Source organism: Paraburkholderia sediminicola (genome assembly GCF_046026895.1).
GTDB lineage: Bacteria > Pseudomonadota > Gammaproteobacteria > Burkholderiales > Burkholderiaceae > Paraburkholderia > Paraburkholderia sediminicola_C.
Map to the genome: position 1 here is coordinate 1 of NZ_JAQQEU010000090.1, position 25,646 is coordinate 25,646.

Consider the following 25,646-nt stretch of genomic DNA (forward strand, 5'->3'; position numbering starts at 1 on the left):
TTTGCCGGGGGGGGGGGGGCGCGCGGGGGGGCCCCCGCGGGGCGGGGGGGGGCGGGCGGCCGCGGCGCAGTCCGGCGCGCCATCCGAAAGTTTCGAAGTCACCCGCACGGACGCGCAATGGCGCCAGTCGCTGACGCCGGCTCAGTATGCCGTACTCCGCCACGAAGGCACCGAGCGGCCGTACAGCAGCGCGCTGAACGACGAGCATCGCGCGGGCGTATTTGCTTGCGCGGGATGCCGGCTCGATCTGTTCGCGTCGCACACGAAATTCGACAGCCATACCGGCTGGCCGAGTTTCTGGGCGCCGCTCGATCACGCCGTGGCGACCCGCGAGGACCGCTCGTCCGGCGTGTCGCGCACGGAAGTGCATTGCCGGCGCTGCGGCGGCCACCTCGGTCACGTGTTCGACGACGGCCCGCCGCCGACCGGCCTGCGCTACTGCATGAACGGCGTCGCGCTGATGTTTACGCCGGCTGCCGCCTGAGCCGGCCCACTCGCACTGAACGAGCCGCACCCCCACGTCTGGAATCGCCATGCTACTCATCGTTCTCGCCTATCTCGGCGGCGCCCTCACGATCCTCAGCCCCTGCATCCTGCCGGTGCTGCCGTTCGTTTTCGCGCGCGCCGATCAGCCGTTCGTCCGCAGCGGCCTGCCCTTGCTCGCCGGCATGGCGCTGACGTTCGCTCTCGTCGCGACGCTGGCCGCCGTCGGCGGCGGCTGGGTCACGCAGGCCAACCAGTATGGCCGCTGGCTCGCGATCGCATTGCTCGCCATCTTCGGCCTGACGCTGCTGCTGCCGCGTTTCGCCGACCATCTGATGCGCCCGTTCGTGAGCGCCGGCAACCGGCTCTCGAACTTCGCGCAAGCCGATGGTCAGCAGGCTCGCGCGGGCTCGTCGTTTCTGCTGGGCATCGCGACCGGGCTGCTGTGGGCGCCGTGCGCCGGCCCGATTCTCGGGCTGGTGCTGACCGGCGCGGCGCTGCGCGGCGCGAGCATCGGCACCACGTTGTTGCTCGCGGCCTATGCGGCCGGCGCCGCGACTTCGCTCGCGGTGGCGTTGTTGATCGGCGGCCGGGTGTTCACGGCGATGAAGCGGTCGCTCGGCGCCGGTGAATGGATTCGCCGCGGGATCGGCGCGGCGATGCTGCTTGGCGTCGTCGCGATCTCGCTCGGTCTCGACACCGGTGTGCTGGCGCGCGTGTCGACGATCGCCACCGGCGGTCTCGAACAGAAGCTGGTCGATACGCTCTCGCAAGGCGCGCAGCCGGTGAAGCCGGCCGTGGCGGCCAACGGCGGCGCGATGACGGCCGGCAACACGCCGGCGATCGCGGCTGCCGATGCCGATGCCAATGCAAGCGCACCCGCCGCCGGCGCCGGCGCGTCCGCTTCGATGATGCGCGCGACGCACGCCACTTCTGGCGCCGCTGCGCCGCTGCCCGTCGAAGGCGTGTTGCCGTCGCTGAACGGCGCGGTTCAGTGGCTGAATTCGCCGCCGCTCACCACTCAGGACTTGCGCGGCAAGGTCGTGCTGGTCGACTTCTGGACTTACTCGTGCATCAACTGCCTGCGTTCGCTGCCGTATGTCAAAGCGTGGGCGCAGAAGTACAAGGACCAGGGGCTCGTCGTGATCGGCGTGCACGCGCCGGAGTTCGCGTTCGAACGCAATATCGACAACGTGAAGAAGGCCACGCACGACCTCGGCGTCGACTACCCCGTGGCGATCGACAACAACTACGCGATCTGGCGCGCGCTGAACAACCAGTACTGGCCGGCGCACTATTTCGTCGACGCGCAAGGTCAGATCCGCTACCACCATTTCGGTGAAGGCGACTACGCGGATTCGGAGAAGGTGATCCAGCAACTACTCGCCGAAGCGGGGCATACGAGCGCGACGAAGGTCTCGCTCGGCATCGGTGGCACGGCCGCGCAAGGCGTGCAGGCCGCGGCCGACAACGCCGATCTGCAATCGCCGGAAACCTACATCGGCTATCAGCGCGCGGAGAACTTCGCGTCGCCCGGCGGCCAGGCGCAGGACAAGGTGCGCACGTATGCGGCGCCATCGCAGCCCGGCGTCAACGATTGGGGATTGGCCGGCGCATGGGAGGTCGGCCCCGAACACGCGAACCTCGCGGCGGCGAACGGGCGCATCGTGTATCGCTTTCATGCGCGCGATCTACATCTGGTGCTCGGCCCGGGCAAGGACGGCAAGCCGGTGCGCTTCCGCGTGAGCGTGGATGGCGCGGCGCCCGGCGCGACGCACGGCGCCGACAGCGCCGCCGACGGCAGCGGCACGGTGACCGAACAGCGCCTTTACCAGCTCGTGCGGCAAAGCGGCAATGTGGCGGACCACACGTTCTCGATCGAGTTTCTTGATCCAGGCGTGCAAGCGTATGCGTTCACGTTCGGCTGATCGGAACCGGACGGCATCAATCAACCACGATCCATGACTATTTGAGGAACCGGCATCATGAACACGATATCCGCCATCAAAGCTTCCTTGCGCAAGCGCTCGACCCTCGCCCGGGTCGCGGGTTGTGTCGCGATTGCGGCGAGCGTGCTGGCCGCGCAGCGCATCGCCAATTCAGCCGAAGCGGCGACGAAGATTCCACCGCCCGTTCAGGACGAACAGGTCGGCGCCACGCATAGCGAAACCGCCGTGCTGGCGGGCGGCTGCTTCTGGGGCGTGCAAGGCGTATTCGAACACGTGCGGGGCGTAAAGCAGGTCGCATCGGGCTATACCGGCGGCGCGGCCGGCACCGCGCAATATGAAACCGTCAGTGAAGGCGATACCGGACACGCGGAGTCGGTGCAGATCACATATGACCCGACGCAGATTACCTATGGACGCCTGCTGCAAATCTTCTTCTCGGTCGCGCACGACCCAACGGAGTTGAACTATCAGGGCCCCGACCACGGCACGCAATACCGCTCGGCGATTTTCCCCGCCAACGCGGAGCAGCGCAGCGTCGCGAAGTCATATATCGCGCAGCTCGACAACGCGCACGTGTTTCCCCGCCCGATCGTCACGCGCGTGGAGGAGTTCAAGGGCTTTTATCCGGCGGAGAGCTACCATCAGAATTTCCTCGCGCTTCATCCGGACTACCCGTATATCGCCATCAACGATCTGCCGAAGGTGAGCGGATTGAAGCGGATGTTTCCCGAGTTGTATCGCAACGATCCGGTGTTGCTGAAAACGGGTGCTTCATCGTGAGCGGTTGGGCGCTGCCCCGCGTAGGGATTTTCTCCTCGCGGCACAAAAGCGCCTGCTTCTCAGGTCAACATCTCTGAGTCGCCGGCCGATACGATTGTCGAGCTTGATCCCGACGACGACCGTACCGGCAACCCGCAAGCATATCAGAACCGATGCAGGATACCCGCCTGCACCGGCGTCTGCGAATGCCTGCTGGACGCCGATTCCCGCCGTGACAGCGAGCTGATGACGAAGCGCAGCGTCTCTCAATCACGCAAGTGAACGGATCGCGCCTGCATCGCGCGAACGCACCCAGTAATTGAGCCCGGCGCAGCCCGCCAGCAGCAACCCAGTGACAAAAAACACCGGCTGCAACCCGAGATGCGCGCCAATCTGTCCGCCGATCAACGGCCCGACCACTTGCCCGCTGAACTGCGCGGACTGCAAGTAACCCAAGGTCGTCCCCGACTGGCTTTCATCGACCGACTGCCGCACCAGTTTCGCGATCGACGGCAGCAGTCCGGCGATCGTCATCCCCATCATCCCGCGCAGCAACGCGAGCTGCCACCAGTGCGTGACGAAGGCCTGCGGCAGCATGACCAGCACCGTCGCGACAAGGCAGCCGATGATGACGTTCCAGCCGCCGACCCGGTCCGCGAGCGCCCCCAGCCGCGGCGCGGTCAGCATGCTGCCGAACGCGGACGCGGCCATCACGATGCCCGCGACGCGCGCGAGCTGTGCGCGCGGCACGCCCAACTGGCCGATGTACACGGTGATGATCGGCTCGATCGACATGTTGGCGAGCAGCACCATCATCGCCGTGACGAGCAGCGCCGGGATCACTGCGCGATTCACGCTCACGCGTGGCGACGCTTTCGCGGCGAGCCGGTGCTGCGCGTCGACGGCCTTGTCGAAGTCTTCGCGCACCAGCAGCATGGTCGCCAGCGCGGCCACCGCGATCATCGCGCCGCCGACGAAGAACGTGCCGCGAATCCCGACCCAGCCAGGCAGAAAGCCGCCCACCAATGGCCCGATCAGATTGCCCGCCAGCGCGCCGACCGACAGCACGCCGAGCGCCCAGCCGGCGCGTTCGCGCGGCGCCTGGGTGCCGATCATCACGATCGACGCCGATGCATAGCCGCCGATCAATCCGGCCACCAGCCGCAGCGCGACGAGGTCGGTCACGTTGCGCGCGACGCCGATCAAGGACATCACCACCGCCATGCCGATCGCCGCGCGCACGAGCATCGGCTTGCGTCCATAGCGATTGGCGAGACGCCCCCACAGCGGCGCGGTCACGGCGGTGCCGAAGAAGGTCGCGCCGAATGTGACGCCAGACCATTGCACCACCGCGGCCGGCGAGCTGGCGCCGAGCTGCTCGACGTATAACGGCAGAAAAGGCAGCAGCATGCTCAAGCTCACCAGGGTGGTGAACGAGCCGAACACGCAGATCGCGAGATTGCGCTGCCAGTACGCCGTGTTGCGTTCCGCGTAGCTGGATTGACTGGGCCGAGTCGCCGATGCGTCGAACTGATTCGTCGGGGAGTTCATGGGGTCGCTCAAGATGGTGCTACCGCGCCCGTGACAGCGCGGACCGTTTCCGAATGGATGGGAGCTGAACATCGGGCAAGCCAAGCCGAATCCATCGACGCCCCGCTGTTGCAGCCTCGTTCAAAGTCAGAGGCTACGCAGGATGATCCATCTTGAAAAATGAATTTATCAGATCGGATCGATCTTATTTACTGATTTCAGTGGCGAAGCGCCGGCGTGCGCCGGCCGGGGCCATATCGCCGGCTCCCGACGCCAGGTGGATCAGGACTGAACGGGCCACGCCTGCTCGATCGCATGCAACGCGCTCAGCACGATCGAGCGATTCAATGCGGCCGCGAGCGTGCCATCGCGTTCGGCATACGCTTCGCACAGCCGTTGATGGTCCGCGCATGAGCGTTGCAGGCGGCCGGGCAGGGTCGTGCTGAGGTGCCGCAGACGATTGGTGCGCATCCGCATGGAGTCGAGGACTTCCTTGAAGATGCCGTTGCGGCACACGCGCAATTCTTCGTCGCGAAACGCGACGTTGGCCCAGAAATAACCGTCGACGTCCCCTTGCGCGGCGACCTCGGCCAGACGTTGATGTGCGCGCCACAGCGACGCGATGTCGTCGTCGGTGGCATGCTCGACGATCGCGAGCGAGACCTGCGCGTAGAGAATCGCGCGAAGCTGATAGATCTCCCGCACGTCCTTCAGATTGACCGCCGACACGCGAGGCCGCCGACGCGGCGACCAGTCGACCAGTCCTTCGCGGCTCAGCACGAACAGCGCCTCGCGCGCCGGCGTGCGACTCACGCCGAAACGTTTGGCGAGATCGACCGAGTTCAGATCGTCGCCGGCCGCCAACCTGCCTTCGATGATCGCGCGCGCCACCCAGTCGACGATCTCCGCCACCGGCGACGCCTCGCCATCGTCCGCGAGCGCGCTTTTGTCGACATCCTGATCCATCGCGTGTCCTTTCGTGAAAGCGTGCCGGGGCGGGCACAGCAGCGGATTCTAGCAAACCGCCGTGGCCGCCAGCGCCCTTGGCCTTACGCGTTAAACTGAATAAAGTGTACACATTTCATCTCTGCAACCCTTGATATTATCCAACGGATCACATTATCATGCGCCAAGTGTCGACACTAAAGACAAAAAGCCGACACGCTGATTCCATACAGACCAGGAGACGTCATGTACATGGAAAAGGAAGTCGCCGGGACCGCGCATGCCGCGCCCAGCGTGTCGGCGCGGCTCGACCGCTTGCCGCCTACGCGGTATTTCAGCAGCCTCGTCGTGCGCATCGCGATCGGGGGCTGGTTCGAGTTCTACGAAATGTTCATGGCCGCCTATATCTCTCTGGGCCTGATCGGCAGCGGCCTCTACCGTGCCACCACGGCGGGTCTGTTCGACGTGAACGGCTTCGCGGGTTTTCTCGGCTCGTTCTTCGCAGGCATGTTCGTCGGCACGGTCGCGCTGGGCGGCTTCACCGACCGCTTCGGACGGCGCGCGGTCTTCACCGGCGCAATGCTGATCTACTCGGTGGCGACCTTCGTCGCGGCGTTTCAGACCTCGCCCGAAGCCATGGACGTGTGGCGCTTTTTCGCGGGCGTCGGCATCGGCGTGCAACTGATTACCGTGGATACCTACATATCCGAACTCACACCGTCTCGCGCGCGCGGACGTTATTCGGCCTTCAGCATTCTCGTCATTCTGACTTCCGTGCCGGTCGTCGCGGTGCTGTCGTATCTGCTGGTGCCGCACACGGTGCTCGGACTCGACGGCTGGCGCTGGGTGATGATCATCGGCTCGGCCGGCGCGATCCTGATCTGGTTCATGCGGCGCGGTCTGCCCGAATCGCCGCGCTGGCTCGAAAGCAAGGGCCGCGAGGCCGAGGCGCACGCTATCGTCGACGCGATCGAGGCGCGCGTCATCGCGGAGACCGGGCGCACGCTCGCACCACCGGGATTGGACGCGCCCGCGTCCTCCCGTGGCGAGCGAGGCTCGTGGGCGGAAATGTGGCAGGGCCGCTATCTGAAACGCACCGTGATGCTGTCGATGTTCAACTTCTTCCAGACCTTCGGCGTGTACGGCTTCGGCGCATGGGTGCCGGTGCTGCTTTACTCGAAGGGGATCACGATCACGCACTCGCTGCTCTATACGATGGTGATCGCGTTCACGACGCCGCTCGGCGCGCTCGGCGCGATGCTCTGCGCCGAGCGCGTGCAGCGCAAATGGCAACTGGTGGGCTGCGCGATCGCGGTGGCGGTGGCCGGCGTGCTATTCGGCATGGTGCGCGAGCCGGTGCTGATCGTGCTGTTCGGCGGCATCGTGACGATCGCGAACAACTGGATGATCGGCATCTTTCACACCTATCAGGCGGAGCTGTATCCGACCCGCATCCGGGCTCGCGCCGTCGGCTTCGTGTTCAGCTGGAGCCGGGTCAGTTCGATCTTCGTCGGTTTCTGGGTGGCGGCGCTGCTCAAGCATTCGGGCGTGCCCGCCGTGTTCGTGCTGATTTCGTCAGCCATGCTTGTGATCGTCGTGATGGTCGGGCTGTTCGGGCCACGCACCAACGGCGTTCGTCTCGAGGAGTTGTCTCAATGAGTTCCATTGCCGCCGCGTTCGCGCAGGGCCTTCACCAACTGGCGCAGCGTCCGTTGCCGGATCACGTCGCGCGCGAAGCCAGGCGCTCGCTCATCAACGTGATCGGAACGTCGATCGGCGCGTGCAAGCATCCGGGCGTCGATGCGATTGTCGCGGCCGCCCGCGAACTGGGCGTCGCCGAGACGGCACCGGTGCCGGGACGCCGCGAACGTGTCGACAGCCATTTCTCCGCGCTGGCGACCGGCTTCGCGGGCCACCTCGACGATTTCGACGACACCCATCTCGCCACCGTGATCCATCCGGCCGCGTCGGTGTTCGCGGTGCTGACCGCGCTTGCGCCCGACACGCGGCCGAGTGGCGCACAGGCGCTGCGCGCGTTCGCGCTCGGCTGCGAGGCGCAGTTGCGGGTCGGCGTGTCGATCTCTCCGGAACACTATGACCGGGGCTGGCATATCACCGGCACCTGCGGGGTGATCGGCTGCGCGGTAACGGCGGCGCTCCTGCTCGGCTTCGATGAAGCGGCGCTGGCCCAGACCGTTTCGATTGCCGCGTCGATGTTCGTCGGGCAGCGCGAAGCATTCGGCACGATGACCAAGCCTTATCACCCGGGCAAGGCCGCCGCGAACGGCGTCGCCGCCGCGCGACTCGCGCAGCGGGGCATGCGCGCGGCGGCGGATATCTTCGAAGCGCCCGGCGGATACTCGCACTCGCTGTCGACCCGGGTCGACTTCGCGCAGATGAACGGCGAGTTCGGCGAGCGCTGGGAGTTGCTCTTCAATACCTACAAGCCGTATCCGTGCGGGATCGTCGCGCATCCGGCCATCGACGGCGGTCTCGCGCTCGCCACGCGAATCGACGACGTGGCTTCGATCGAGACGATCACGCTGCGCTGCCACCGGCTCGTGCCCGAACTGATGGGCAACCCGCAGCCGAAGGACGGTCTGCAGGCACGCTTCAGTGCGATTCACGGCGTCGCGGCGGCGCTCTGCGACCGGCAGGTCGGCCTCGCGCAATACGAGGATCAGCGCGTGGTGCGCGACGACGTCCGTGCGCTGCGCGCGAAAACGACGCTCGCACCGGATGCGTCGGTGCAGCGCGACGAAGTGTTCATCGAGGTGCGTCTCGATGACGGCTCGACTTTCGCGCATCACGTCGAACATGCGCGCGGCAGCCTCGCGCGCCCGCTCACCGACGCTGAACTGATGGACAAGGTCCGCTTGCTGGTGGACCCGCAGTTGGGCCATGACGCAGCCGCGCGGCTCGCGGCCATCGTCGAAGGACTCGATGCCGCGGCCAATCTCGACGCGCTGTTCTCGCTGTGCACTTCGAACAAGGAATTGAATCATGCATAACCCCGCCGCTCAGTCCGCCGTGTCCGATGCGCTGATCGGATTCGCCGCCATCCCGTTGATGGATCAGCGCGTGCAGTCCATGGCCAGACAGGCTGTGCGCGAAGCACGGGAGCGCATCGCCACGGCCGGCGATACCGGCGACGCCGGGCGCGAACTCACCGCGCTGCTGCAATCGCAAGGCCATGTGCCGAACGACACGCGTGTGCGCGCGTGGGTGCTCGGCGCGACCCTCGCGAGGCGTGCGCCCGCTTCGACAGCGACGCCCGTTCTGGCGGCGGTGATCGCGATGGGCGACGAACTCGCCGCGTCCGATGGCGAGATCGCAGCGTCGGCTGCCGTCGGTATCGAAGCGGCGGCGCGAATTTTTGCCGCCGTCGATAGCGACGAGTTCCGCGCGCGCTGGAACGTGGCGTCCGCCGTCGGCATTCTCGGCGCGGCGCTGGCGCTCGCGCGTCTGCACAAGCTCGATCAGGCGCGCACGCGTCACGCGCTCGGCATTGCGGCGACCCAGGCGGCGGGACTCGCGCGCAACCAGGGCGAGGCGCTGGCCGCGATCGAAACCGGCAAGGCCGCCGCCGATGCGATCGAAGCCACGCTGCTCGCCAAACATGGCTTCACCAGCGCGCCCGCGTCGATCGATGGCCGCCGGGGATTCGCGGCCTTGATGGCTTACCGGTTCGATGCCGCGTCGATCACGGACGGGCTCGGCACGCGCTGGGTGTCGATGAACTTTTGATTGAACCGGCGGCGCGCGTGATGGGTCGGCGGGAATGCGCCGCGCCCCCTATGCGCACCGCCTCGCCCGTCCAACTGATTATCCAGAACGATAAGGAATCCGCATGTCCGAGTGTCACATGCTGGCGCGCCGCCGCGTGCTTCAATCGGTGGGCGCAATCGCCGCCCTGACGCTGTCTCCCACCCGCCTCTTCGCCGCCGACACTGCCGACGTGACCGGCCAGCTCGCGCGCTACATGGTATCGGCACGCAGCAACGCGCTCCCCGACCCGGTCGTGCTCGCGTGCAAGCATCGCATTCTCGACACCTTCGGCGCGATGGTGTCCGGTTCCCGCATGAAACCGGGCACGATGGCGGTGAACTACGTTCGCGGACTCGGCGGCGAGCCGCAAGCCTCGGTGATCGGCGCGGCGTTTCGCACCACCGCGATCAACGCCGCGCTCGCCAACGCGATGTGCGCCCACTCCGACGAAACCGACGACTTCGAACCCGTCACCAAGGCCCATCCGGGCAGCTCGGTCGTGCCGGCCGCGCTGGCGCTGGCCGAACGCGAAGGCAGCAGCGGCGAAGTGCTGATTCGCGCGGTCACGCTCGGCTACGACATGGCCTGCCGTCTGCTGATGGCGCTCGGGCCGGATCAGGTGCGCGGCACGCATCGCAGCGCCGAGGGCACCGCCTCCACCTTCGGCGCGCTCGGCGCCGCGGCGTCGCTCGCGCAACTGGATGAACTGCGGATGCGCTACGCGATCTCCTATTCCGCGCAGCAGGTATCGGGCGTATGGAGCTGGGTGAAGGACAAGGACCACATCGAAAAGGCGTTCGACTTCGCGGGCATGGGCGCGCGCAACGGCGTGACGGCGGTCGACATGGTGCAGGCCGGTCTCACCGGCGTCTACGACGTGCTCGACGGCACCAACAATCTGTTCATCGCGCTATCGACCAGTCCGAAGCCGCAAGCCATGCTCGACGGACTCGGCAGCCGCTTCTACGTCACTGAGACGGCGATCAAGACCTACTCCGTCGGCTATCCGATCCAGTCGCCGCTCGACGCGTTGCTGACGCTGCGCAAGCAATACGGCCTCACCCCGGACAACGTGCGCAGCATCGTCGTGAAAATTCCCACCGACGCCGAGGGCATTGTCGGCGAGAGTGCGATGCCCGACGTCAATTGCCAGCATCTCGTGGCGCTCGCGCTCGTCAAAGGAGCGGTGTCGTTCGCCGACAGTCATGATGTCGCGCTGATGCACGACCCGCGCATTCTCGCGCAGCGCGCGAAGGTCACCGTGACGCCTGACGCCGCGTTGATGGACCCAGCCGCGCCGCGTGGCGCGATTGTCGAAGTCACGCTGATCGATGGCCGCAAGGTCGATCACTTCACCAGATTCCCGCCGGGTACGAAAGAAAATCCGTTGAATACCGAAGCGGTCAATGCGAAGGCGCGCGACTTGATGGCGCCGGTGCTTGGCGCGCGAAAGGCCGATCAGCTTATCGATCGGATCAACACACTGGAGAGCGTGGACAACGTTCGGCAATTGCGCCCGTTGTTCACGGTTTGATTCGCCAGCGCGCGCGATGCCCGTGGTGAGCCGGCGCGCGTGGCGAGCAGATCGAAGCTTGCCGCCGCTGCCGCGCCCTGAATGCGCGAATGGCCTGCTTAATCATGCGAGGAAAGCAGGCCATTCGTGTTCGATGCGAATCGATCCGGCGCGAGCCGAGGGCTCGTGCCGCGCCCGATTAGCGAGCGTAGTTGACAACCGGTGCCGAGTACGAAGTCGACGCGGAGTCCGCACGGCCTCCTGCCTGCGACGAACCATTGGCGGCCGAGCCATACCCGCTGGTTTGCGCAGCGTTGTTTTGCGCCGCGACACGCGCTTCGGCCGCTTGAATGTTTGCCGGGTAGTCGTAGTTGTTCCCGGTGGCCGGGTTATAGCCGGCCTTTTCCAGTTGCACCAGTTGCGCGCGCACTTCAGCGCGCGACACCGGTTGGCTGGATTGAGCAAACGCGGCGAGCGGCGCGGTAATGAGAGCGGCGATGACAGCGGCTTCGATCAGCGACTTCATGGTGACAACCTCCATAGATTGCTTTGTACGGTGCTGGAGACTTGTTGCGTCCCGCAGCGAATGAAAACAGTCTAGGAGCCCAAATACCTAGGGTAAACACCTAATTCGCGAATTAACTGTTGCGATAACCGTGTGGAATCCCATGCGAATATGAACGCTCGTGCTTTAACTAAATCATTTCGTGTAGATATTTCGCCGCCGATGTCGTCGGCTAAACTCGTAATACACGCCGGGTCATCGCCCGCGCAACGCGCCGCGGCTCCGCATTTCAACCGACGAGACCATCGCCCATGCCCCAGCCTGTAGTTCTGCCCTCGTACCGGGACACCGTGCGCGCCGAATGGGTCGACTACAACGGTCACTTGCGCGACGCGTTCTATATGCTGATTTTCAGCTTCGCGACCGATGTGCTGATCGACCTGATCGGTTTGCCCGACGCGGTGCGCACGGCGCGCCGCCGCTCTATCTACACGCTCGAAGCGCATCTCAACTATCTGCATGAGATCAAGGAAGGCGCACCGGTTCGCGTCGACATGCGCGTGCTCGGGCACGATGCGAAGCGCCTGCATCTGTATCTCGAGATGTTCCGCGGGAATCACGGCGAGCCCGTGGCCGCCGGCGAGCAGATGTTGCTGCATGTCGATACCAGCGGGCCGCGCGCCGTCGCATTCGATCACGATGTCGCGGCTCGCGTGCGCGAATTCGCCGACGCGCATGCCGTGCTGCCCCCGGCAAGATTCGCCGGGCGCGTGATCGGTCTGCGCGCCGCAACCTGACGCAATCGGAGGGGACATGCTTGAACGGGAAATTGCCGCATTCGTCGCAAAGGCCACCGCGATCTATCCCGCGCATAGCACGCCATTGACGCCGCCCGAGCAGCGCGCACTGTACGACCGCTACGCGGCGATGCTGACGCCGCCGCTACCGGATGAAATCACGGTACAGGACGCCGCGCTGCACTCCGGTGCGGGTCATGAGATCGCGCTGCGGCTTTACCGGCCTCGTGCAAAGACACGCGAAGATGTGCGCGGCACCGTGCTCTACTTTCACGGCGGGGGCTTCGTACTCGGATCGCTGAACAGTCATCAGATGGTGACCGCGCGCATTGCCGCCGACACCGGGCTCGACGTGGTCGCGGTCGACTACCGTCTGGCGCCCGAACACCGCGCGCCGGCCGCGCATGACGATTGCCTGGAAGTGACGCGCGCCGCGTTGAACGGGCGCTTGCCGTTCGACCTTCTCGCCGACGCCGCACTGCAACTGGCCGGCGACAGTGCCGGCGGCACGCTGGCCGCCAGCGTCGCGATGCGGCTGCGTGACGAAGGCATTCAACGCGTGCGCGGACTGGCGCTGGTGTATCCGATGCTCGGCACCGACCCTCAACCGCCGGCACGCGACACCGAAGCGCATGCACCGATGCTCACGCTCGTCGACGTGCATGCGTTCCGCGATCTTTATTGGGGCAAGGGCGACCCCGCGTCGTACCCTCTATGGACAATCCCGCTCGACGCGGCGCGCTTCGACGGCCTGCCGCCGACGCTGGCGATCGGCGCGCAGCACGATCCTTTGAGGGACGATGCGCGCGTGTTCGTCGAGCGTATCAACGCAGCCGGTGGCCACGCGCAATTGCGGATCGGCACCGGGCTCGTGCATGGCTGCTGGCGCGCGCTTGAATCGAGTCCCGGCGTGCAGGCAATGCATCGGCAAGTGTGCGATTTTCTGGCCGCGCAGGCTCGCAGCTAGGCTGCGCCAGCGCGTCGGCGGTCTGAAGCTGGAGCGCTTGAAGGAATGCTTTTACGCACGCCTTTTTGGCGGGGCCCTATCGCCCGAATGAACTTCGAACGGCGTGCCCGTCGACAAACAGCGGCCGCCCCCGCCTCGGGCTTCAATGCCGGCGCGCAAAACGCGCCGGCATTGAATGGCGTACATGTGCCCCAAGCGTCAGCCGGCTTCAGCGATTGCGCTCGCTCCGCCATTGCGAAAAGGTCACGAGGTCCCGACCCACCTCGTCCGGGTCGATACGGGTCCAGCCATAGAACGCGTCGTCCCAGCCAGGGATACCGCGCGGCGTCAGCGTTCTGAGCGCCATCCCGCCACGGTAGGCGAGGTCCGGCCAGAACAGCGGCATCACCTCGCGCACGGCCAGTTGCCTCAGCAGCTCGGCCGGGCCGCCCTCGTCGGCCACGATCTCGCCTTGCGAAATCCAGTCGTTCTCGGCCCACGCGACGAACACGCTCGGATTGCCGTCGCGGTCGAACATCAGAATCGCGTTCTGCTCCGGACGCCAGTAGTATTCGACGATGGCTTCTGCGGCCACCACCTCGTCGATCACCTTGCGCGTGCGCGGATCGCAATACGTCATGCCGTTTTCGCCGAGCGCCAGCCAGCCCGATTCCGAACAATGCCGGTTCCTGGCGTCCTTCAGAAAATGGCCCAGCCGGTTGGCCGAATCCGCTTCCGTCTTCCTCAGGTACAGATCGACGATGCCGGCGTTGAAAGCCTTGACCGCGACCGTTTCGTTCGCGACCCCGGTCAGCAGCACTTTCGCGCAGCGCAGGTGCGCAATCGAGGAGAGGAATTCGACACCGCTCATGCCCGGCATGTCGTAGTCCACGACGACCGCGGCGACTTCTTCGAAGCGGGAAGGGCGCGCGACGATATCGCGCTCGGCCGAGGTTTCGACGAACCGCTCGACGCCTGGCTCGCTCAGGCAAACCGACGCCGACGCGAACTCCAGCGAATTCTCGCGCGCATGCTGACGGATATAGCCGAGTGCAGTTTGCGGCCGCGTGAAGAACAGATTGGTCGAAGTGTCCGGAAAGAAGCGGCGCAGCGCATCCAGGTAACTGTCGTTGTCGTCGACGAAAACAACGGTTGCCGGATAAAAAACAGGTGGTCGAATAAAGTTGTTCATATTTTCACGTGGATCTTCACGCCGCCGCTGTGGCACCCCCAAAGCAGCAGGCAGACCAGCGAAAGGCGTGGCCGCGCAACATACTTCGGCGCGACAGCCCCCGGCTTGCGGCACGAGCGAATCTTCGCCGTGAGCCGCATGGTCAGCGCGTTGTGGTTGGCGTTGCCGGCCACTGCCTGTTTTCTTATGGGGACACGCCGGCGCGCCGCGTTCTGATTTTATGCGCCGCCTGGTCGAACGCTGGCTGCCTGGCCGGTCTCCCGCTGAAACGTATAGTACAGGGCTATAAGCGCCAACAGTGCAAACTGGCGTTGCATTGCAACACCGCGCGAATCGGACGTCGCGGGCTGAATTGGGGCGAAATGAAGAAAAGATCGCCGCGCACACAACGAATCGCGATCGACACGGCGGGGCGCGCGAGCTGGTCCGTTAAGGGTGCATTCAGACATCAACCATCATTAGCGCACGACGCGGACGGCTCGCATGGGACCTGTCGGTTTATCATCTATTCATTGCAGCTCTTCAACGATTTGTTGGTTTAGATATGACGAATACCGGCAAGGTATTGATAATTGGCCTGCTCGTGGTTGACCTGGGCGTCGCCGGTTACTTACTTTTTCCGAAAGACGAGCGGCCGCCGGCCACCGCCGGCGCGGTGACTGGCATCGCCGACGCCATGACGGCGGCAAAGGTGGATGCGCGAGCCGGCGAGTCGCATGTGGTGGCCGGCAGTGTGGTTCCGACCACGCCGTCCGCCGGCTCCGGGCAGCTCGCGATGGCGCCGCCGTCGCGGCCGATTACCGTTGCGCCAGTCGCGCCTCCTGCGCCTCCTGCGCCAGCTGCACCGGTTGCGCAACCAGCCGCCGCTGCGCCCGCTGCACCGGTTGCGCAACCTGCGCCGGTCGCGCCAGCCGTGACGGTCGCGACGGACGCGGGTCATAGGGCCGCGCCTGCCGCGAATAAAGCGGGAGCACGCCCCGCGAACGACACGGTCGCGTCCGGCAAAATCAAAGTCCCACCCCAAACCGCTCAGGCGAAGCCGAAACCAGTGCTGCGGACCGCGCAGACTCGCGGGCAGAAGCGGGATGAATCGCACCGCAACGGCGCTAATTCGTTATCAGCGGCGATGACCGCGCAACTCGTCAGGGAATCCGCCCAGCCCGACCCGTCGCTGCCGCTGCCGCCGCCGACGAGCCGCAGCGGCCCGAGCGGCCGAGGCTCGAATCCGGTCGCTTCGGCGATGACCGATCAGCTGGTCAGGGAGTCCTCGAAAGTGAACGCCCCTCAATACGACAAGCACTGAACATTGACCCGGCGCGCGCGGCGCGCATCGTCGCGCCAACGCGGCTCGCATTTCAGGCATGCTTCACACGCATTCATGCCGGGCTGTCATGGCCGCGACGCCACCTCATCCAGGTGTTCGAGCAGGTCGGCCGGATCGTCGTAGACCCGCAACGCGCCCGCCCGTTCGAGTTCCTCCGTACCGTATCCTCCCGACAGCAAACCGACCCCCAGCGAACGGCAGCGCCGCGCGGCCAGCATGTCCCAGATGCTGTCTCCGACCACGACCGTATGCTCGATCGGGACACCGAGTCGCTGCGCGGCCGCCATGAAGAGGTCCGGGTCCGGCTTCGCGTATTTGACGTCGTCGCGCGTCACGACGACAGATTTCTCCGGATCGACCCCGAGCGCCTCGAGATTGAGCGCGGCAGTTTCCATCCGGCCGCTGGTCGCGACCGCCCACGGCGTTCCGGCCTGCGTCAGCGCGTCGAGCAGTTCCCGCGCGCCCGGCAACGGACACACCTGCGCGCGCAAGCGCTGATACGCGGCGGCGTGTGCGCGACGCAGCCGCTCGCCGCGTTCGACGCTGATTTCACCATGCGTCTCGCGCAGCAGCTGATTGGTGAACAGGCCGCCGCTCATACCGATCTTGCGATGAATGCGCCACACCGACAGCGCAATGCCTTCGCTATCCAGCGCTTCTTTCCAGGCCAGCACATGCTGATACACACTATCGACGAGCGTGCCGTCGAGATCGAATAGAAATGATGTCTGGATTCGCATGGTGAGCTCCGATAGTGACGGGTTCCGCCAATATGCCATGTATCGGCGACCAAGCAGGCAAGTGATGGCACAGCGCGGCGGTGAACTGCTCTCGTGATCGGGATCGCGGATGCGAATCCCATCGGTAGCGGACACGCGGATTTGCGCACAGTTTCACGCACACTATTACATCGGCCTTTCCCTTCTGTTTCAACGAAACTAAAAGTCATATAAGGCCATGCGGCATCATGCCGCCACGCCATGAAATTCGTGTAGTGAGCCGCACCACGCCACTCCCGGCGCGCGCGGGAAACCGATATGCTTCGCCCCCTCCTTGTTCTGTCAATGTCACGCTGCTCTTTCAATGTCACGCGAATTTATTTTTTTGACACCACTTTTATTTTCGCCGCCCTATCATGGGTGCGCAGTTTTCGCCGTTCCGCTCTGGACTCGCGCGTCGCGCTAGATCCAGCAAACCCACAGGCCAATGCAAAGCCATTGCGAAGCCATTGGCATCGCGTGACGCGCAATCCAACACCAATTAAACAACCTGACTTACCGCACTTCTCGCAACAACGGGTAACGAATGTATTGCATGCGCGCTCGCGGCGTTGGTGGAAATAGTGGCGTTGTAGAACAGAGCAATTGTTTCCCTCACTCGCTGTTTAATCACGGATCCAATAACCATGAAAAAGTCTTTGCTCGCGGCCGCGCTGTGCGGCGCTTTCACCATGTCCGCGCATGCGCAAAGCAGCGTGACCCTTTACGGTCTCATCGATACGGGACTGGTGTACACGAATAATCAGCTCGGACACAGCAACTGGCAGCTCGGCAGCAGCTCGACGCAGAACACGGTGTTCGGGCTCAAGGGTTCGGAAGATCTGGGCGCGGGCTTGCACGCGGTTTTCAAACTGGAGCAGGGCTTCGTGCTGAACAACGGCGCGCAGGCTTTCTCGGGTAGCGCATTCGGCTCGCAGGCCTGGGTGGGGCTGCAAAGCGACCCGTACGGCACGTTGACGTTCGGCCGCCAGTTCGACGTGATGAACGACCTCGTCGGACCGATCTCGTCCAGCTTCAACACATGGGGCGGCAACATTGCCGCGCATCCGTTCGAGAACGACAACCTGGCTGCGAATTCGGTCGTGATCAACAACTCGGTCAAGTACGCGAGCCCGGTCTATCACGGCGTCACGTTCGAAACGATGTACTCGTTCAGCAACAAGGCCGGCGACTTCGCGAATAACCGCTCGTACGGCTTCGCCCTGTCGTATGCGCAAGGTCCGCTGAATCTCGCCGCCGGCTACCTGCAATTGAACAACGCGGGCAACGGCACCGGCGCGGTGACCACCAGCGATACGAGCGCGAACTTCATCGCGGAACGCCAGCGCATCTGGTCGCTCGGCGGCAACTACACGTTTGGGGCGGCCACCTTCGGCCTGCTCTGGAGCCACACGCAGATCGACAACGTGGCGGGCGTGTTCTCGTTCGGCACGGGCAGCTACCTCGGCGCGACCGACAGCACCGCCGGCACCCTCGCCGGTTCGCTGCGCCTCGACAACTACGAAGTGAACGCGAAGTACGCGCTCACGCCGGCGTTGAGCGTGTCGGGTGCATACACATTCACGCACGGCGCGTATAACGGCTCGTCGCCGGGCTGGAACACGGCCATGCTGCAAACCGATTACGCGGTGAGCAAGCGCACCGACTTCTATGTCGAAGGCGTGTACCAGAACGTGCATGGCGCGCCTGCGGACTCCGTGCTGTCGCATGCGATGATCAACACGCTGTCGCCGTCGTCGACGGGTACGCAGGTGGCTGTCACGGTGGGCATGCGTCACGCGTTCTGAGCGGCTTTTTTAGCGCGTAGTTGATGAAGACGTATGGCCGGCTTTGGGCGGCCATACGTTGAGTTCTCTGTGTGTTGACGGGCTTGCATGAGTGCGCATGCGGGCACGACTCGAGTACGTGTGACGCGATGCCGTTCATCAATCGCAAGCCCCTGTTGCTATTGGTGAGCACGACGACGCCCGCCTGCTCGATGACACTGCCCATCACGAAAGCCCTCACGCCCGACATCTTGCCCCACTGAAAAAACGTGTGCCGATTCGGCTCGACGCCCCATCCCAATCCCCCGCCGATGTCCGGCTCCGTTTCGGACGGCTCGCCTTCCAGGTGAACCACCTCGCCCTTCGGCACCATCACGCTCGCGTTCAGCCACTGTTGCCACGCCGACGGTTTGAGCCTGTCGCCGCGCAGCACCGCGCCGACAAAAGCGGCGTAATCGGCGGCGGTGGCGTGTTGACGCACACCGGTGGTCTCCAGAACCATTTCTCCGAGTGCCGGGAATCGATGCCGCCATCCACGCGGCCGCTCACTTCGTTTTTTCCGAAGCTTCGCTCCCTGATTAGCAGGTTTATCCGCTCCTTTTGTCAACGCAGACTAAGGCTCCTCACCACTGCGGACAGCGTCCGCGAAAAGGAACCCTATCATGCGAACCTATCCGCGCAACAGTCCTCAAGCCGCTGCACGCATCGTGGCGCTGGCCCTGACTTCCGACGGGCACGTGTGCAGTTCCGAGGAACACGCGCTCGAAAGTATGGGCATCGCCGGCGAACTCGATCTCGCACCGGCGCAATTCGCGCAGATCGTGCAAACGCTGTGCGAGGATCGCTCGGTCGCGCAGGTGTCGCCGGAACTGGCGGTGGGCCATCTCGACGCGGCGCTGCTTGGTACGCTGATCGACGAGATCGACGACCCTGGGTTGCGTCGCAAGATCATGCGCCTGTGCATGGCCGTGACGATCGCGGACGGGCATCTGGCGGATGGCGAGATCGCTTTGCTCGCAGCGGTGTTCAACGCATGGGGCGTCCAACTCCGTGAATGACCGTCCGTCCGAACGCGACGCAAACCGCCGCGCACCTACGAGCGCGCGGCGGCCAGCACCTGCGACGCGAGCGCATGATGCTGCCCGCGCCGCGACCGGATCGCGTGAATCTCTTCGACCACGCCTTCTGCGCGCCCTAACCAGCGCAGGCCGCGCAGCAACGACAAGTCCTCGGCGCCCAGTTCCGCGAGCGGAAACACGCCGAGGCCGCGCGCGGCGAACACCGCCATCAGCGCGCTGTCCTCGAACTCGCCGACGATTCGCGGCCGGATGCCTTCCGCCTCGAACCACCGGTCGAGCCGCGCGCGCAACGCGCCGTGCCGGGTCGGCAGAAGCACGGGTATGTCGGCGAGACAGTGCGGAAAACCGGCGCGAGAGGACTTGCGGACCCTCTCCGCGGGCCCGTACCAGTCCACCGGCGAGCCCACGAGACGCTGGCTCAGCACGCGCAGATCCGCATTGTGCGGCGCCGGCTGGCAGGCGAGCACGAGATCGAGCCGATGCAGCGCGAGTTCCGACAACAGGTGCGCGGGTTCGCCCTCGTGACAGAGCAGCCTGAGCGACGGCGTATTCAGCACCGGCGCAAGCAGCGCGTGCGCGGCAAGCTTTGAAATGCCGTCGGATAGACCGACTGCGAGCCGCGCGACGCCTTCCCCACCCGCGTCACGCATCTCGTCGAGCAGTGCCTCGCCGAGCTGGAAAATCTGCTCCGCGCGATTGAAGGCCATCTCGCCGGCCTCGGTCATCGTGACGCCGCGCCCGGCGGGTTTCAGCAACTGCCGCCCAATCGACTTCTCCAGCTCGCGCACCTGCGCGCTGATGGTCTGGACGGCCATATCGAGCCGTTCGGCCGCGCGCGCAAAGCCGCCTTCCTTTACGACGATCCAGAAATAGTACAGATGGCGATAGTTGAGCATGCTCCGGACAGTTCGAAATAAACGATATGTTCTTCAGCTTATCACTGATTTATCCGAACCCTGAACAAGACGAAGATGGCGGCTTCGCGATTCTCATCGCATTGACTTTTCACGGCGCCCTATGGATTCCCTGCTCGCACTCATAGCCGACCCTGCCGCGTGGGCGGCGCTTCTGACGCTCGTCGTGATGGAAATCGTGCTCGGCATCGATAACCTGATCTTCATCTCGATCCTCAGCAACAAGCTGCCCGAAGCCCAACGCGCGCGCACGCAGCGCATCGGCATCCTGCTCGCGCTGGTCATGCGGCTGGCGCTGCTCGGCACGCTCGCGTGGATCGCGCAACTGACCGAAGCCGCGTTCACGCTGTTCAGCCATGAGTTTTCGTGGCGCGATCTGATCCTGCTCGGCGGCGGCCTGTTCCTCGTGTGGAAGGCGACCAGTGAAATCCGCCACCATGTGACTCATCCGGACGAAGCCCGCGACAAGGCCGGCACGACCGTCCAGTTGACGGTAGCGGCCGCGATCGGCCAGATCCTCCTGCTCGACATCGTGTTCTCGATCGACAGCATCATCACCGCGGTGGGGATGACCGAGCATCTGCCGATCATGTTTGCCGCGGTGATCGCGGCAGTCATGGTGATGCTGTTCGCTGCGCGTCCGCTGTCGCGCTTCATCGACCGCAATCCGAGCGTCGTCATGCTGGCGCTGAGCTTCCTGCTGGTGATCGGCATGGCGCTGATCGCCGAGGGCTTCGGCTCGCATGTGCCGAAGGCTTACATCTACGCGGCGATGGCGTTCTCCGCGTTTGTCGAGGCAATGAACATGCTGATGCGCCGCGCGAAATCGAAGCGCGCGGTGACCGGCACGTAACCCGTCCCACTCCAGGAGCGACATGATGAAGTGCCCCGTTTGCAAGACGACCGACCTGCTAATGACCGAGCGCCGCTCGATCGAGATCGACTACTGCCCGCAATGCCGGGGCGTATGGCTCGATCGCGGCGAACTCGACAAACTGATTGCGCAGGACGTGGGAGAGGCCGACGCACCCTCTACGGCGCGCGCCGGTCGCGAGGAGCGCCGCGACAGGGAACATGCGCATGACAGCGAGCGCCGTCGCGGCTACGACGATCATCGGGCGGAGTATCGAGCGCACAAAAAGAAGCGCTCGATCTTCGATATGTTCGACTTCGACTGAACGCGACGTGGCTTAGCGTGCTTTACCGCGCGCGCCTTTACCGCTGGTTGCGGCCCGCGGCGTGTCCTTGGTCGCGGGCGCGCCGCCGTTCATCTGCTCGAGCCACGACAAGGTGTCGACGTAAGACAGAAACTGCTTCAGATACCCGGGCGACAACTCGCGCATCAACGAGAGCGACCGGTGTACGAGGCTGCTCGAATTGAGCGGACCGGCGTTGCCCGGCACCTGCGCGAGCGACTGGCGCAACTGTTTTTCGGTGCGGACTTTGGACCAGACCTCCCTGAAGTAATCGAGTGCGGGCAGTTCGGGATACGAAGCAGTGCCGTCATGACTGGCTGGCGCATGCCGGGCGATGCGGTCGATCACCTCAGCAAGTGTTTCCAGAGCTTTATCGCTTGAGGCGGATGGCCGCGCTGCAACGGCCTCCGCTTGCGCCGTTGCGGCGTTGGCGCGTTCCAGATCGATCGCATAGGCTTCGAGCAGGCCTCGCAGCCTGTCATCGAGGATGCGTCGCGCTTCGCCGCTGTGGGTAGCCGCGCGCCGCTCCAGCGCCGCGATGAATTGAAAGCGCACAGGGTTCAGACGGTCCGCACCCCGCTTGCGCCACGCGTCGAGCGTCGCGCGCGCTTCGCTCATCACGCCGCGATCACTGCGATCGTCGTTGCGGTCGCTACGCACCTGGCTTCACCGTGGCAGTCGACGGCCTCGGCACAGGCGCAATTTCCACGCGACGGTTTTTCGCCCGCCCCTCTTCGTCGGCATTCGAGCTCACCGGCTGCCCGGAGCCGAACGCGGCGGCAAACACCGACGACGCCGGCACACCCGCGTCGATCAACGCACGCGTCACCGTCAACGCGCGCTGCGCCGACAGCTCCCAGTTGTCCGCGAAACGGCGATTGCCTTCGCGCAAGCGCTGGTCGTCGGTAAAGCCGCTCACCATCAGGATCTGCTCGTTGGCCTGCAAATAGGCCGCCAGCGGTCCGGCCAGGCTTTTCAGCAGATCGCGGCCTCGCGGCTGCAACTGATCGGAATTCAGCGCGAACAGCACGTTGCCGCTAATGCCGATACGTCCGTTCACGAGCGTCACGCGCCCTGCGGCGAGTGGCCCGGCGAGCGCCTGCTCCAGGGTCTTGCGGCGCAGCGTTTCCGCCTGGCGCTGCTTGACCTCCTGCTCCAGCTTGCTCGACAGTTCGAGTTGTACGCCGATCACGCCGACCAGAATCAGCACGAACGCGCCAAGCAGCACCGACATCAGATCGCCGAACACCGGCCAGATGGGCGCGACCGGCTCCACACCGCCGTCGATTTCGTCGCTCATACGGCGTCGGCTCCGGCGGACGCGCGCTGGCTGGCGAGTCGTTGCAGGTCTTCGACGATCTGCTTCTGCGACATCACGCTCAGGTCGACGACTTCACGCGCCTGCGCGACGTAATAGGCGAGTTGTTCGTCGCTGCGCGCGAGCGACTTGTCGAGCGCGGTTTCGATACGTTGCAGATGCGCGACCAGCTTGTCGTTCGATTCGCCGAACATCTGCACGGCCGCGCCGAACGCTTCGCCCAGGCTCGCCACTTCGACGGCGCTGCCGGTCACCTGCGCGGCGACCGCGCCGAGCTTGCCGGTTTGCAGTTCGACGTGATCGGTGAAGCGCGTGCCGACGCGCTCCAGCAGATCCGCCGACGTGGAGACCAGCGCGTCGACGGCCGTGCGCTGCTCGGTGGATGCGTGGTTCACCGCATCGAGCAGCGTCTCCAGCGTTTCCAGCAGACGGCTGCGCTCCTGCAGCATCGCGGTGTCGCGGACCATGCTGTCGGAGAGTTTCTGGCGCAGTTCGGCAACGACTTCGGCCGCGGCCTTCGGTGCTTCCGACGCCGCCTGCACGAGCCGGCCGATTTCGCCGATCGTCTCGCTGGCATGAGCCTGCGTTTGCGCCGAGATATCGCGCGCGGTTTGCGCGAGCGTTTCGCAGATTTCCTGCTGACGGCTTGCGGTGCGCGCGCCGGTTTGTTCCCATTCTTCGGTCAGCTTGCGCGCCATCGAGCCGAGCGTGTCGGTCCACGCGGCCAGCCGTTGCTGATCTTGCGCGGCCAATTCCGCTTGCAGATTCGCGGCAGCCTTCGGCGCTTGCTCTGCAGCTTGCACGAGCCGATCGATTTCGCCGATCGTCTCGCTTGCATGCGCGCGCGTCTGCGCCGCGATATCGCGCGCGGTTTGCGACAGCGCTTCGCAGATTTGCTGCTGATGGTTTGCGGTGCGTGCGCCTGCCTGCTCCCATTGCTCGTTCAGGTTGCGCGCCATCGAGCCGAGCGTGTCGGTCCACGCGGCCAGCCGTTGCTGATCTTGCGCGGCCAATTCCGCCTGCAGATTCGCAGCAGCCTTCGGCGCCTGCTCCGCAGCTTGCACGAGCCGATCGATTTCGCCGATCGTCTCGCTCGCATGCGCGCGCGTCTGCGCCGCGATATCGCGCGCGGTTTGCGCCAACGTCTCGCAGATTTCCTGCTGACGGCTCGCGGTGTGCGCGCCCGCCTGCTCCCACTGTTCGGTCAACTTCCCTGCCAGCGTCCCGAGCGTCCCGGTCCAGACAGTCAGCCGCTGTTCGTCACGCGACGCCAATTCCGTCTGCAAGTCCGCATGCGATCGACCAACCGTGCTCAACAGCGACGCTGCATGCTGCTCGAAGGTCGCCGCGGCCACAGCCAGCGCTTGCTGATTGTGCAATGCCAGCTGCTCACCGACACTCTCCTGCCGCGACAACGCATCCCGCCACGCTTGCGACACGCTGCCCGCCGTCGTCTCCAGCCGCGCGGACACGCCATCCAGCAGCGCGGCCGAGCGTTGCTCGAAGGTCTCGGCCACGCTCGCCAGCGAGCTGCGCAGCTGTGCGGCCAGTTCGTCGTTCGATTGCCGATGTCCGGCCAGCGCGTTGTTCCAGATGTCCGCGACGTTCGTGGCCGTCGCCTCGAAGCCGCTCGACAGCCCGTCGAGTTGCCGCTGCACCGCCTGCGCAACCGTCTCCTGCAACGCGGCCGCTTCGCGCGACAGACCGGCCAGCGTGGCTTCCATGACCGGCTGCAGCGCCGCGCCGGCGGCGCGCGCACTGTCGGCGACGCTGTCCTTCAACGACTGCTCGACCGCGCCCGCAAGCCGCAGGTAGGCGGTCTCGGTGTTGCGATGAAACGCGTGCTGGCTCGCGATCTGCCGCTCGTTCGACGCGGCGCTCTGTTGCTCGATGGCCGCCATCATCGTTTGCAGACGATCGACCAGCGTCGGCATCACTTCGGCCTGGCGCTGCAAAAGCCTGAAGCTTTCTTCGCGCTGATGACTCCGCGAGTACACGCGCAAGCTCGTCGCGATCTTCACATCGAGCATCTGCGCCGCTTCGAGCCGCTCGCGCCGAGACAACGCGGACAACAGCCCGAGCATCGCGGAAGTCGCGACGCCCGCAATCGAGGTGCCGAACGCGAAGCCCAGCCCCTTGACCGGCGCCGCCAGCGACGCGCGTATTGCTTGCAGGTCGGTGGCGCTTTCCAGCGCGATGCCGGTGCCGCGCAGCGTGGCCACCATGCCGAGCAGCGTGCCCAGCATGCCCAGCAACACCAGCAGGCCGACGAGATAAGGCGTCAGCGCCGGCCCCGGCAAGGCCACGCGCTCGCCTTCGACGCGCAGCCGCGCCGCGTTGCGCAGGCTCGGATGCAGCGGCTCGAGCCACGCGGCGAGGCTCGGCGGCGGCCCGGACAGCCCCGCGACCGCACGCGTCAACGTGGCGGTCGCCTGGCTGTAGCGGCGTAACTCGAGCGCGCCCGTCACATAGCACGCGATGATCAATAACGTGACGGCCAGCGCCAGCAGGTTCGAGCCGACATAGCTGGCGGCGATCCAGCACGCAGCGGCCAGACCTGCCAGAAACACAACGAGATCAATACGATATCTGGACATAGTGTCCCAGTTAGCGGGTGCGAAGGGCCGCGAGCAACCCTTCAACCGGTTGAAAACGAACTTCCAGTTCGGCCAGCAAGACACTCCGCATGTCCTTGCGGAATACGTCGAGCCATGCGCCGGGGGTGACGGGCGCGGCGTCTTCGGAGGCCTTCGGGGCTGCGGTGGCGTCGCAGTCGGCGCGCCTGGCGGAGTCGGCCACGGCGGCGGCGAGCGCTTGCTGCTCGGCCTCGCGCAACCGCTCGAAGTGCCCCGCCCGCCAGCCCCGGCCCCCCCCCCCCCGATT

At 65.2% G+C, this 25,646-nt stretch carries 26 protein-coding genes; 14 read left to right on the forward strand and 12 right to left on the reverse strand.

The features are described from left to right. Position 1: 1 nt before the first annotated feature. From msrB to msrA, 3 genes are read left to right on the forward strand one after another with little or no spacing between them, the layout of a single operon-like run. Complete coding sequence (msrB, locus tag PQR02_RS34850; RefSeq protein WP_408242384.1) at positions 2-484, forward strand: peptide-methionine (R)-S-oxide reductase MsrB; 483 nt, start codon at positions 2-4, stop codon at positions 482-484. 49 nt (positions 485-533) lie between these two features. Then, positions 534-2,411 (forward strand): cytochrome c biogenesis protein DipZ, encoded by a 1,878-nt coding sequence (locus PQR02_RS34855; RefSeq protein ID WP_408242386.1) that lies wholly within the window; start codon positions 534-536, stop codon positions 2,409-2,411. A 57-nt stretch (positions 2,412-2,468) separates the two neighbouring features. Further along, positions 2,469-3,212: a peptide-methionine (S)-S-oxide reductase MsrA gene (msrA, locus tag PQR02_RS34860; protein WP_408242388.1), complete on the forward strand. Its 744-nt coding sequence runs from the start codon at positions 2,469-2,471 to the stop codon at positions 3,210-3,212. Positions 3,213-3,461: 249 nt separating this feature from the next. Here the strand turns inward: msrA and PQR02_RS34865 are convergent, their stop codons facing one another. Next, complete coding sequence (locus tag PQR02_RS34865; protein ID WP_408242390.1) at positions 3,462-4,742, reverse strand: MFS transporter; 1,281 nt, start codon at positions 4,740-4,742, stop codon at positions 3,462-3,464. A 261-nt stretch (positions 4,743-5,003) separates the two neighbouring features. Further along, complete coding sequence (locus PQR02_RS34870) at positions 5,004-5,687, reverse strand: GntR family transcriptional regulator (RefSeq protein WP_408242392.1); 684 nt, start codon at positions 5,685-5,687, stop codon at positions 5,004-5,006. A gap of 225 nt (positions 5,688-5,912) precedes the next feature. Between PQR02_RS34870 and PQR02_RS34875 the strand changes: the two genes are divergently transcribed. From PQR02_RS34875 to PQR02_RS34890, 4 genes are all read left to right on the forward strand, one after another. Further along, on the forward strand, positions 5,913-7,325 hold the full coding sequence (locus PQR02_RS34875; protein WP_408242394.1) for an MFS transporter: 1,413 nt from the start codon (positions 5,913-5,915) through the stop codon (positions 7,323-7,325). Next, a complete protein-coding gene (locus PQR02_RS34880; protein WP_408242396.1) occupies positions 7,322-8,677 on the forward strand; it encodes an MmgE/PrpD family protein in 1,356 nt (451 codons plus the stop codon). The genes PQR02_RS34875 and PQR02_RS34880 overlap by 4 nt, the downstream gene beginning before the upstream one ends. Then, positions 8,670-9,413 (forward strand): MmgE/PrpD family protein, encoded by a 744-nt coding sequence (locus PQR02_RS34885; protein WP_408242398.1) that lies wholly within the window; start codon positions 8,670-8,672, stop codon positions 9,411-9,413. Before PQR02_RS34880 ends, PQR02_RS34885 begins: the two co-directional genes overlap by 8 nt. A gap of 103 nt (positions 9,414-9,516) precedes the next feature. Beyond that, positions 9,517-10,968: an MmgE/PrpD family protein gene (locus PQR02_RS34890; RefSeq protein WP_408242400.1), complete on the forward strand. Its 1,452-nt coding sequence runs from the start codon at positions 9,517-9,519 to the stop codon at positions 10,966-10,968. Positions 10,969-11,146: 178 nt separating this feature from the next. Here the strand turns inward: PQR02_RS34890 and PQR02_RS34895 are convergent, their stop codons facing one another. Beyond that, complete coding sequence (locus PQR02_RS34895) at positions 11,147-11,473, reverse strand: DUF4148 domain-containing protein (RefSeq protein ID WP_408242402.1); 327 nt, start codon at positions 11,471-11,473, stop codon at positions 11,147-11,149. A gap of 290 nt (positions 11,474-11,763) precedes the next feature. On the opposite strand from PQR02_RS34895, the gene PQR02_RS34900 reads away from it, so the two are divergent. Together PQR02_RS34900 and PQR02_RS34905 are read left to right on the forward strand one after the other, a co-directional pair. Next, on the forward strand, positions 11,764-12,249 hold the full coding sequence (locus PQR02_RS34900) for a thioesterase family protein (protein ID WP_408242404.1): 486 nt from the start codon (positions 11,764-11,766) through the stop codon (positions 12,247-12,249). Positions 12,250-12,265: 16 nt separating this feature from the next. After that, positions 12,266-13,216 (forward strand): alpha/beta hydrolase, encoded by a 951-nt coding sequence (locus PQR02_RS34905; protein WP_408242406.1) that lies wholly within the window; start codon positions 12,266-12,268, stop codon positions 13,214-13,216. Between the two features lie 208 nt (positions 13,217-13,424). Here PQR02_RS34905 and PQR02_RS34910 read toward each other — a convergent pair whose 3' ends face one another. Both PQR02_RS34910 and PQR02_RS34915 read right to left on the reverse strand, forming a co-directional pair. Continuing rightward, complete coding sequence (locus PQR02_RS34910; RefSeq protein ID WP_408242408.1) at positions 13,425-14,387, reverse strand: response regulator; 963 nt, start codon at positions 14,385-14,387, stop codon at positions 13,425-13,427. Continuing rightward, entirely contained in the window at positions 14,384-14,560 is a 177-nt protein-coding gene (locus PQR02_RS34915) for a hypothetical protein (protein WP_408242410.1), read from the reverse strand. The genes PQR02_RS34910 and PQR02_RS34915 overlap by 4 nt, the downstream gene beginning before the upstream one ends. Before the next feature lie 371 nt (positions 14,561-14,931). On the opposite strand from PQR02_RS34915, the gene PQR02_RS34920 reads away from it, so the two are divergent. Further along, positions 14,932-15,690, forward strand: a complete 759-nt coding sequence (locus PQR02_RS34920; RefSeq protein WP_408242412.1) for a hypothetical protein — start codon at positions 14,932-14,934, stop codon at positions 15,688-15,690. Positions 15,691-15,776: 86 nt separating this feature from the next. Here PQR02_RS34920 and PQR02_RS34925 read toward each other — a convergent pair whose 3' ends face one another. Next, positions 15,777-16,451 (reverse strand): HAD family hydrolase, encoded by a 675-nt coding sequence (locus tag PQR02_RS34925; protein WP_408242414.1) that lies wholly within the window; start codon positions 16,449-16,451, stop codon positions 15,777-15,779. 665 nt (positions 16,452-17,116) lie between these two features. Here PQR02_RS34925 and PQR02_RS34930 point away from each other — a divergent pair. Then, entirely contained in the window at positions 17,117-18,277 is a 1,161-nt protein-coding gene (locus PQR02_RS34930; protein WP_408242416.1) for a porin, read from the forward strand. Here PQR02_RS34930 and PQR02_RS34935 read toward each other — a convergent pair. Next, positions 18,249-18,758, reverse strand: a complete 510-nt coding sequence (locus PQR02_RS34935; protein WP_408242418.1) for a serine hydrolase domain-containing protein — start codon at positions 18,756-18,758, stop codon at positions 18,249-18,251. The two genes, PQR02_RS34930 and PQR02_RS34935, sit on opposite strands and share 29 nt — an antisense overlap. Positions 18,759-18,918: 160 nt before the next feature. On the opposite strand from PQR02_RS34935, the gene PQR02_RS34940 reads away from it, so the two are divergent. Beyond that, a complete protein-coding gene (locus PQR02_RS34940; RefSeq protein ID WP_408242420.1) occupies positions 18,919-19,314 on the forward strand; it encodes a TerB family tellurite resistance protein in 396 nt (131 codons plus the stop codon). Between the two features lie 35 nt (positions 19,315-19,349). On the opposite strand, the gene PQR02_RS34945 is transcribed toward PQR02_RS34940, so the two are convergent. Beyond that, entirely contained in the window at positions 19,350-20,231 is an 882-nt protein-coding gene (locus PQR02_RS34945) for a LysR family transcriptional regulator (protein WP_408242422.1), read from the reverse strand. Between the two features lie 121 nt (positions 20,232-20,352). Here PQR02_RS34945 and PQR02_RS34950 point away from each other — a divergent pair, with 121 nt between their 5' ends. Both PQR02_RS34950 and PQR02_RS34955 read left to right on the forward strand, forming a co-directional pair. Next, positions 20,353-21,102, forward strand: a complete 750-nt coding sequence (locus PQR02_RS34950) for a TerC family protein (RefSeq protein WP_408242424.1) — start codon at positions 20,353-20,355, stop codon at positions 21,100-21,102. Between the two features lie 25 nt (positions 21,103-21,127). Further along, on the forward strand, positions 21,128-21,427 hold the full coding sequence (locus PQR02_RS34955) for a TFIIB-type zinc ribbon-containing protein (RefSeq protein ID WP_408242426.1): 300 nt from the start codon (positions 21,128-21,130) through the stop codon (positions 21,425-21,427). Positions 21,428-21,439: 12 nt separating this feature from the next. On the opposite strand, the gene PQR02_RS34960 is transcribed toward PQR02_RS34955, so the two are convergent. The 4 genes from PQR02_RS34960 to PQR02_RS34975 all read right to left on the reverse strand — a co-directional run. After that, positions 21,440-22,063 carry a DUF2894 domain-containing protein gene (locus PQR02_RS34960; protein ID WP_408242433.1) on the reverse strand — a complete coding sequence of 208 codons (624 nt, stop codon included), beginning with the start codon at positions 22,061-22,063 and terminating at the stop codon, positions 21,440-21,442. A gap of 34 nt (positions 22,064-22,097) precedes the next feature. After that, on the reverse strand, positions 22,098-22,745 hold the full coding sequence (locus PQR02_RS34965; RefSeq protein ID WP_408242428.1) for an OmpA family protein: 648 nt from the start codon (positions 22,743-22,745) through the stop codon (positions 22,098-22,100). After that, the gene (locus PQR02_RS34970; protein ID WP_408242430.1) at positions 22,742-25,360 is read right to left on the reverse strand and encodes a DUF802 domain-containing protein; all 2,619 of its coding nucleotides are present in this window, start codon (positions 25,358-25,360) and stop codon (positions 22,742-22,744) included. The genes PQR02_RS34965 and PQR02_RS34970 overlap by 4 nt, the downstream gene beginning before the upstream one ends. Positions 25,361-25,370: 10 nt before the next feature. Further along, on the reverse strand, positions 25,371-25,646 hold a 276-nt coding region (locus PQR02_RS34975; protein WP_408242431.1), incomplete at its 5' end, for a DUF3348 family protein.